An 8635-nucleotide genomic window follows, 5' to 3' on the forward strand; every position below is an offset into this window, starting at 1 on the left:
TCGGCCTTGCCGGCAGACGGTCTCCAGGGCATCGCCGGGCCGGGTTTAGAGAAAGACCTAGTGCCCCCCTCGACATACTGCTTGGCAAGGATCGGGAACGATCTCTGCCGCTCCTTGTGCCGACGGTGCCTGGGGGATGGCGGCCCCGGATTGTCAGAGTCCGTCCATCGTCCCATGTGATTGGAAGCCGAGCTGTGACTGAAGAACCCTCCGTCGCACTTGTCCGCCCGCTGCACGAGATCCTCACGCACCACGCACTGCAGCGAGCGGACGAGCGGGTTTTCCAGGACTCCCGGCGGTCCGTCACCTACGGTGCTCTGGAGCGGCGCACCCGGTTCCTGGCCGGGCACCTCGCCGCCCTCGGGGTCGGACGCGGTGACCGCGTCCTGCTGCGGATGGGCAACCGGGTCGAGATGGTCGAGAGTTATCTCGCCGTCACGCGCGCGGGAGCCGTCGGCGTGCCGGTCGACCCACGCTCCTCCGACAGCGAGCTGGCCCACCATCTCCTCGACAGCGGCGCCCGCACGGTGATCAGCGGCGCGGCGCAGATACCCCAGCTGCTGAGGACCGGTCGGAGCAGTGGGCTGGACTGCTGCCTGATCGTCGTCGGCGCCGACGAGCCGGTGGCCGGCGCCACCGACTTCGAGCACCTCGCCGTCACCCCGCCGCCCGCCGACGCGCGGGACGACCTGGACCTGGACGAGACGGCCTGGATCCTGTACACCTCCGGCACCACCGGACGCGCCAAGGGTGTGGTCACGACCCAGCGCAAGTCCCTCTGGGCCACGGCCGCATGCACCCAGCCGATCCTCGGCCTGTCCGCGACCGACCGCCTCGTGTGGCCGATGCCGCTGTACCACGCCGCCTCGCACAACATCGGTGTACTCGCCACGCTGGCCGTCGGGGCCTTCGCCCACATCCTGGAGGGCTCGGCCCCGGACGAGATCATGGAGACCGTCCGCAGCGAGCAGGGCACGTTCCTGGTCGGCTCCCCCACCACCTACCACCGCATGGTGGACCTCGCGCACGAGCGGGGGCTCGAACTGCCGGAGCTGCGGGTGTGCATGGCGGCCGGCTCGGCCTGCCCGCCCGCGCTGCACGAAGCCTTCGAGGACGCCTTCGGCATCCGCCTCCTGGACAGCTACGGCAGCAGCGAGACCGGAGGCGCCATCACCACGCAGGCACTCACCGGGCCACGCGTCCTGGGCACGACGGGCACCCCGCTGCCCGGCCTGACGCTGCGTCTGACGGACTCGCTGACCGGCGAGGAGGTGGCTGCCGGCCAGGAGGGTGAGATCTGGGTGCACAGTCCGGCCACCATGACCGGATATCACAACGCCCCGGAAGCGACCCGGGCCGTGCTCGTGGACGGCTGGTACCGCACCGGCGACCTCGGTCGGCAGGACTCCGCCGGGAGGCTCACCATCACCGGCCGGGTCAAGGAACTCATCATCCGCGGCGGCGAGAACATCCACCCCGCGGAGGTGGAGCGCGTCCTGGCCGGGGTGCCCGGCGTGGCCGAGGCCGCGGTGGCGGGCAAGCCCCACGCCGTACTGGGTGAGGTGCCCGTCGCCTACCTGGTGCCGGGTCCGGAAGGCCCCGGGGGCATCGACACCCGTGAGCTTCTGGAGACCTGCCGCCGGGAACTCTCCTACTTCAAGGTGCCCGACGAGTTCCACGTCATCGACGCCGTCCCGCGTACGTCGACGGGGAAGACCGCCCGTCGACGGCTGGCCGAGCTGCCCGCAACGCTGCTCGTCGTCAATCCGTCGGTGAACGTCCGCCCTGACCTGGCCGCCGAAGGCCCGACCGGAACAGCGCCCGCGGTCACCCCGCTGTCCGCCGACGCCGTCCTCCCGACGACGCGGCACGGGCTGCTCGGCCTGGTGCGCTCCGCGGTGGCGGACGTCCTCGGCCTGCCCTTTGAGGAGGTGACCGCCGATCGGCCTCTGCACGAACTCGGCTTCACCTCCCTGTCCGCCGTGACCCTCCGCGACCGGTTGTCGGCCGCCTCCGGTCACCGCCTCTCAGCCGCCGTGGCCTACGACTACCCGACCCCGCAAGCCCTCGCGCGGTACCTCGACGGCCTGGGGGAGGGCGGCGTCGGCGCGGAGAGCGCGGGGGAGACCGAGGGAACGGCTGTGACGGGCCGGTCGGACGAGCCCATCGCCATCGTGGCGATGGGCTGCCGTCTGCCCGGCGGCGCCCGGACGCCCAAGGAGCTGTGGGACCTGCTCGTGGCGGAAACCGACGCGGTCGGACCGCTTCCCGACGACCGAGGCTGGAATCTGGACCGGCTCCTGGGCGACGAAAGCAGCGGCGGTGGAAAGTCGTCCGCCCGCCAGGGCGCGTTCCTGGAGGGCGCCGGGCGGTTCGACGAGGCGTTCTTCGGGATATCGCCGCGTGAGGCGCTGGCGATGGATCCGCAGCAGCGGCTGCTGCTGGAGACGGCCTGGGAGACCATCGAACGCGCGGGCATCGACCCGGTCTCGCTGAAGGGCAGCCGGACAGGCGTCTTCGCCGGTGTGATGCACGGGGGCTACGGCCCCGGCCTCCACGAGCGTGCCCCCGAGAACCTGGAGGGCTACCTCGGCAACGGATCGGCCGTCAGCGTCGCCTCCGGCCGCATCTCCTACACGCTGGGTCTGCTGGGGCCGGCGATCACGGTGGACACGGCGTGTTCGTCGTCGCTGGTGGCGATCCATCTGGCGGCGCAGTCGCTGCGGCAGGGCGAGTGCACCCTCGCCCTCGCGGGCGGCGCCACCGTGATGTCGACGCCCGGCGCACTCGTGGAGTTCAGCCGCCAGGGAGCGCTGTCCTCCGACGGGCGGTGCCGGGCGTTCGCGGCCGGGGCGAGCGGCACGGGCTTCGCGGAGGGCGTCGGCCTGGTCCTGCTGGAGCGGCTTTCGGACGCGCGTCGGCTGGGGCATCCGGTCCTGGCGGTGGTGCGGGGGTCGGCGGTGAACCAGGACGGCGCGTCCAACGGGCTCACCGCTCCGAACGGTCCCGCGCAGCAGCGGGTGATCCGGGCCGCTCTGGCGCAGGCCGGTCTGGCCCCCGCCGAGATCAGCGCCGTGGAGGCGCACGGCACCGGCACCGCTCTCGGCGACCCCATCGAGGCTCAGGCACTCCTGGCCGCCTACGGGCAGGACCGTCCGGCCGGAGAGCCGCTCCTGCTGGGATCGGTGAAGTCCAACATCGGCCACACCCAGGCCGCGGCCGGTGTCGCCGGCGTCATCAAGATNGAACGGTCCCGCGCAGCAGCGGGTGATCCGGGCCGCTCTGGCGCAGGCCGGTCTGGCCCCCGCCGAGATCAGCGCCGTGGAGGCGCACGGCACCGGCACCGCTCTCGGCGACCCCATCGAGGCTCAGGCACTCCTGGCCGCCTACGGGCAGGACCGTCCGGCCGGAGAGCCGCTCCTGCTGGGATCGGTGAAGTCCAACATCGGCCACACCCAGGCCGCGGCCGGTGTCGCCGGCGTCATCAAGATGGTCATGGCGATGAGGCACGACACGCTGCCGCGCACCCTCCACATCGACGCACCCTCACCCTACGTCGACTGGAGCACAGGCCGACTCCGGCTCCTGACCGAATCCCAGCCCTGGCCGCGCACCGGCACTCCCCGCCGCGCCGGCGTCTCCTCCTTCGGCGCCAGTGGGACGAACGCGCATCTGATCCTGGAGGAGGCGCCCGCCGAGCTCGTTCCCGCTGCCGTGGCCGAACCGTCCGGGGTGATGGTGCCGATGCTGCTGTCGGGGCGTGGTGAGGGCGCGCTGCGGGCCCAGGCCGGGCGGCTGGCGGACTTCCTGGAACGCCACCCCGACCTGCCCACCGACACGGTGGCACGGATGCTCGCCGGCTCACGCACGGTGTTCGAACACCGTGCCGCGATCACCGGAGACGACCGCACCCAACTCGTCACACGCCTGCGCTCGCTGGCCGACGCGGACGCGGTCGAGCACGCGGGCGTGGGCGAGCACGCGGACGCGGGCGTGGGCGAGCACGTCGGTGTGGTGCGTGGCGCGGGCCGTCGGGTGGGTGATCCCGTGTTCGTGTTCCCCGGTCAGGGGGCTCAGTGGCCTGCGATGGGCGTGAAGCTCCTCGATGACGGGGGGCCGTTCGCGCAGCGTCTGGGGGAGTGCCGGGAGGCACTGCGGCCCTTCGTGGACTGGGACCTGTTCGCGGTGCTGCGCGGTGGGCCGGAGCAGCCCGGCTTCACCCGTGTGGACGTCGTGCAGCCGGCGCTGTGGGCCGTCATGGTCTCGCTCGCCGCGCAGTGGCAGGCTGCGGGGATCCGTCCGGCCGCGGTAGTGGGTCACTCCCAGGGCGAGATCGCGGCCGCGACCGTGTCGGGTGCGCTCACCCTTGCCGACGGGGCACGCGTGGTCGCCCTGCGATCGCAGCTCATCAACGGCATCGCCGGCGACGGCGGGATGACGTCTGTGGCACTGCCACGCGATGAAGCCGGCGTCATCGCCACCCGCCTCGGGCTGGAGATCGCGGCGGTCAACAGCCCCGCCAGCACCGTCCTGTCCGGGCCCGCGGACGCACTCGACGAGCTCGCCGTCTGGAGCGAAGAACACCACACACGCTTCCGGCGCGTCCCCGTCGACTACGCCTCCCACTCCTCCCACGTGGAGGCGATACGCGACGAACTGCTCGCAGCACTGGCGCCGGTGTCGCCGCGCAGCGGCGAACTCGCCTTCTACTCCTCTTTGACCGGCGGCCAGGTCGACGGCGCCGGCCTCGACGCCGAGTACTGGTACCGCAACCTGCGCCACACCGTCGACTATCAGGGCGCCACCCAGGCACTCGCCCACACCGGCATCACGGCCTTCATCGAAGTCAGTCCCCACCCCGTCCTCACCCTCCCCACCCAGGAGACACTCCAAAGCCTCGACCACCCCACCGAGGAACCCGTCGTCCTCGCCACACTCCACCGCGACCACGGCGACACCCACGACTTCACCCACGCCCTCAGCACCGCATGGACACACGGCATCACCCTCCAACCCACACCCACACCCATCCACCCCGACCTCCCCACCTACCCCTTCCAAGGAACCCACCACTGGCTCAACACACCGACAGGCGGTGACCCGCAGACGTTCGGCCTGCGCCCCGTCGGCCACCCGCTGCTGGGTGCGGCGATCCACCGCGCGGACGAGGAAGGCGTGGTGTTCACCGGGCGGGTCTCCGCGGCCACGCATCCATGGCTTGCCGACCATGTGGTGCGCGGGGCCGTCCTGTTTCCGGGAACGGCCTTTGTCGAGGCCGCGATCAGTGCGGGTGACGAGGTGGGCGCCCCCTGCCTGGAAGAACTGGTCATCGAGGCCCCGCTCGTGGTCGCGGCGCAGCAGACCGTCAGCCTGCAGGTGACCGTCGGGGCGCCGGACGCGTCGGGACGGCGTGCGGTGAGCGTCCACTCGGCGCCGCAGAGCGGCGCCGAATCGACGGCCGACCCGCTGTGGTCCCGGCACGCCGGCGGCTTCCTTGTCCCCGACCTGCCGGATGACGCCGACGCCGCCGAAGCGCTTGCGACCTGGCCGCCGCGGGACGCGGAAGCGGTGCCCGTCGCGGACGCCTACGAGCGGATGAACCACGCCGGATACGGATACGGCCCCGCGTTTCGAGGCCTGCGGGCCATGTGGCGCAGGGACTCGGAAGTCTTCGCCGAAATCGCCCTGCCTGAGGGGGAAACGGCCGGCGACTGGGGCCTGCACCCGGCATTGCTGGACGCGGCCCTCCACCCCGACGTTCTGGGGGAGGCGGACAAGGACGAGTCTCAGCCGCTCAGCCTGCCGTTCTCCTGGCACGATGTGCGACTGCACGCTTCCGGGGCCACCACGCTGCGAGTCAGGCTGAGCAGGTCGGAGCCGGAGGGCGTCGCACTGCTCGCCGTGGACCCGGCAGGAGCCCCTGTCGTCTCCGTCAGCACTCTGTTGACACGGCCCATGGGGGCAGGAGCGGCATCCGCAGTGGACGGGACCGTCCGGCAGATGCTGCTGCACACCCAGTGGAAGCCCCGGGCAACCCCGTCCTTGCCGCACCCCGCGGGCCGATGGCTCGTGGTGGGACCCGATGCCTCGCATGTCGCCTCCGTCCTCACCGACACGGGCTTCGACGCGCATGGCGCACCGGACCTCGCGGCGGACACCACGGGGCCCGCTCCCGACGCCCTGCTTCTGCTCTGTGACCGTCCCGGGCCGGAAACGGCCGACACCGCGGTGCAGGCCCGTGCCCGTGTACAGGCCGCCCTCGCGCAGGTGCAGCACTGGTTGGGCGACGACCGGTACGAGTCCACCCGGCTCGTCCTCGTGACCCGTGGCGCCATGGCGGTCGATCCCGCGTCCGGCGTGGCCGACCTGGCCGGGGCCTCCGTGTGGGGTCTCGCCCGGACGGTGCAGGCCGAACACCCCGGACGCCTCGTCCTGATCGACCTGGAGCCCGGGGCGGACTCCCCGGTCGGCGCCGCGGACGTGTGGGGTCTGCGCGCGGCGGTCGCGTCCGATGAGCCTCAGACCGCCGTTCGCGCGGGTCTGGTGCTGGTCCCCCGCCTGGCCCGCGCGGCCGACCTGCCGTTCCGAGAACCGCGGGCGCTCGATCCCGAGGGCGTCACCCTCGTCACCGGTGGGACCACCGGTCTGGGCCGGCTCGTCGCCCGGCACATGGTCGCCGCGCACGGCGCCCGCCACCTGCTGCTGCTGAGCAGAAGCGGACGCACGGCCGAGGGCGCCGCCGACCTGATCGACGAACTCACCGCCCTGGGCGCGTCCGTGACCGTCGAAGCGTGTGACGTGGCCGACCGGGAGGCCCTGGCCGCTGTGCTCGACGGCCTCGACCGGCCCCTGACCGCCGTGGTGCACAGCGCCGGCGTCCTCGACGACGGGACGGTGTCCGGTCTGTCCCCGGAGCAGGTCGACAGCGTGATGCGGCCCAAGGTGGACGCGGCGCTGCACCTGCACGACCTCACGCACGACGCCGACCTGACGCACTTCGTCCTGTTCTCGTCGATCGCCGGCACGCTCGGCGGCGTCGGACAGGCCAACTACGCCGCGGCCAACGCCTTCCTCGACGCCCTCGCGGAGCACCGGCATTCGCTTGGACTGCCCGCCACCACGGTGGCCTGGGGCCTCTGGGAGGACGGCGGCCTGACCGCACACCTGGGCGCCACGGACCGCGTCCGCATCGCCCGCAACGGCGTCCGGCCGCTCTCCGCCGATCAGGGGCTGACACTTCTCGACGCCGCCGTCGCCCGCCGGGGGGCCGCCTTCCTCGCGGCGCGCTTCGACCACGCCGTCCTGCGTCGGCGTCCCGGCGGGGTGCCCACGCTGCTGAGCGGTCTCGTCCGCGGAGTCACGCGGCGTACCGCCGCCGCCGAATCCGGTGACGCGGAAGACGCCGGCGCGTGGCTCGCCCGACTCTCGCCGCAGGAGGCCGAACGCGCTCTGCTCGACATGGTGCGCCGGCACACCGCGGCGGTTCTGGGACACGAGTCGCCGCAGGCCGTACGCGCCGACAGTGTGTTCAAGGACATCGGCTTCGACTCGCTCTCCGCCGTCGAGCTGCGCAACCGGCTCAACACCGCGACCGGTCTCCGGCTGGCCCCGACCGTGGTCTTCGACCAGCCGACCCCGCAGGCCCTGGCGGAGCACCTGGCCGAGATCCGCGACGGAGTCACTTCAACACCGTTCGTCCCGGCGCTCCGGCCGAATACCGCGACGGACGGCGACCCCATCGTCGTCGTCGCCATGGGATGCCGTCTGCCCGGAGGGGTCGCGGGTCCGGAGGACCTGTGGGAGCTGCTGCGGTCCGGAACCGACGCCATCGGGGAGTTCCCCACCGACCGAGGCTGGGACCTGGACGCCCTGTACGACCCCGACCCGGACAAACCGGGCACGTCCTATACCCGCAACGGTGGCTTCCTGGACGAGGCGGGGCGGTTCGACGAAGCGTTCTTCGGGATATCGCCGCGTGAGGCGCTGACGATGGATCCGCAGCAGCGGCTGCTGCTGGAGACGGCCTGGGAGACCTTCGAACGCGCCGGCATCGACCCGACGTCCCTCGGCAACAGCACGGCCGGCGTGTTCGTCGGCGCGATCGCCCAGGAGTACGGCTCGACGCTGCTGCACGAGGCCCCGGAGGGGCTGGACGGCATGCTCCTCACGGGCAACGCGACGAGTGTGATCTCCGGCCGGCTCTCGTACCAGCTGGGTCTGCTGGGGCCGGCGATCACGGTGGACACGGCGTGTTCGTCGTCGCTGGTGGCGATCCATCTGGCGGCGCAGTCGCTGCGGCAGGGTGAGTGCACCCTCGCCCTCGCGGGCGGCGCGACCGTCATCGCGACGCCCGGTACGTTCACCGCCTTCAGCCGACAGCGCGCCATGTCCTCCGACGGGCGGTGCCGGGCGTTCGCGGCCGGGGCGAGCGGCACGGGCTTCGCGGAGGGCGTCGGCCTGGTCCTGCTGGAGCGGCTTTCGGACGCGCGTCGGCTGGGGCATCCGGTCCTGGCGGTGGTGCGGGGGTCGGCGGTGAACCAGGACGGCGCGTCCAACGGGCTCACCGCTCCGAACGGTCCCGCGCAGCAGCGGGTGATCCGGGCCGCTCTGGCGCAGGCCGGTCTGGCCCCCGCCG

Annotated in this window: 2 protein-coding genes and 2 pseudogenes; all 4 read left to right on the plus strand. The window is 72.6% G+C overall.

From position 1 onward, the window contains the following. Positions 1-230 precede the first annotated feature (230 nt). On the plus strand, positions 231-3244 hold a 3014-nt coding region (locus BG482_RS46295; protein ID WP_370745945.1), incomplete at its 3' end, for a beta-ketoacyl synthase N-terminal-like domain-containing protein. A 1-nt stretch (position 3245) separates the two neighbouring features. After that, a pseudogene (locus BG482_RS46300) lies at positions 3246-4944 on the plus strand (type I polyketide synthase); the annotation flags it as partial. Positions 4945-5139: 195 nt separating this feature from the next. Continuing rightward, a pseudogene (locus BG482_RS46305) lies at positions 5140-5964 on the plus strand (polyketide synthase dehydratase domain-containing protein); the annotation flags it as partial. 36 nt (positions 5965-6000) lie between these two features. Beyond that, the coding region (locus BG482_RS46310) for a type I polyketide synthase (protein ID WP_370745946.1) at positions 6001-8635 on the plus strand (2635 nt) is incomplete at its 3' end.

The organism is Streptomyces sp. LUP30 (genome assembly GCF_001746365.1).
Taxonomy (GTDB): domain Bacteria; phylum Actinomycetota; class Actinomycetes; order Streptomycetales; family Streptomycetaceae; genus Streptomyces.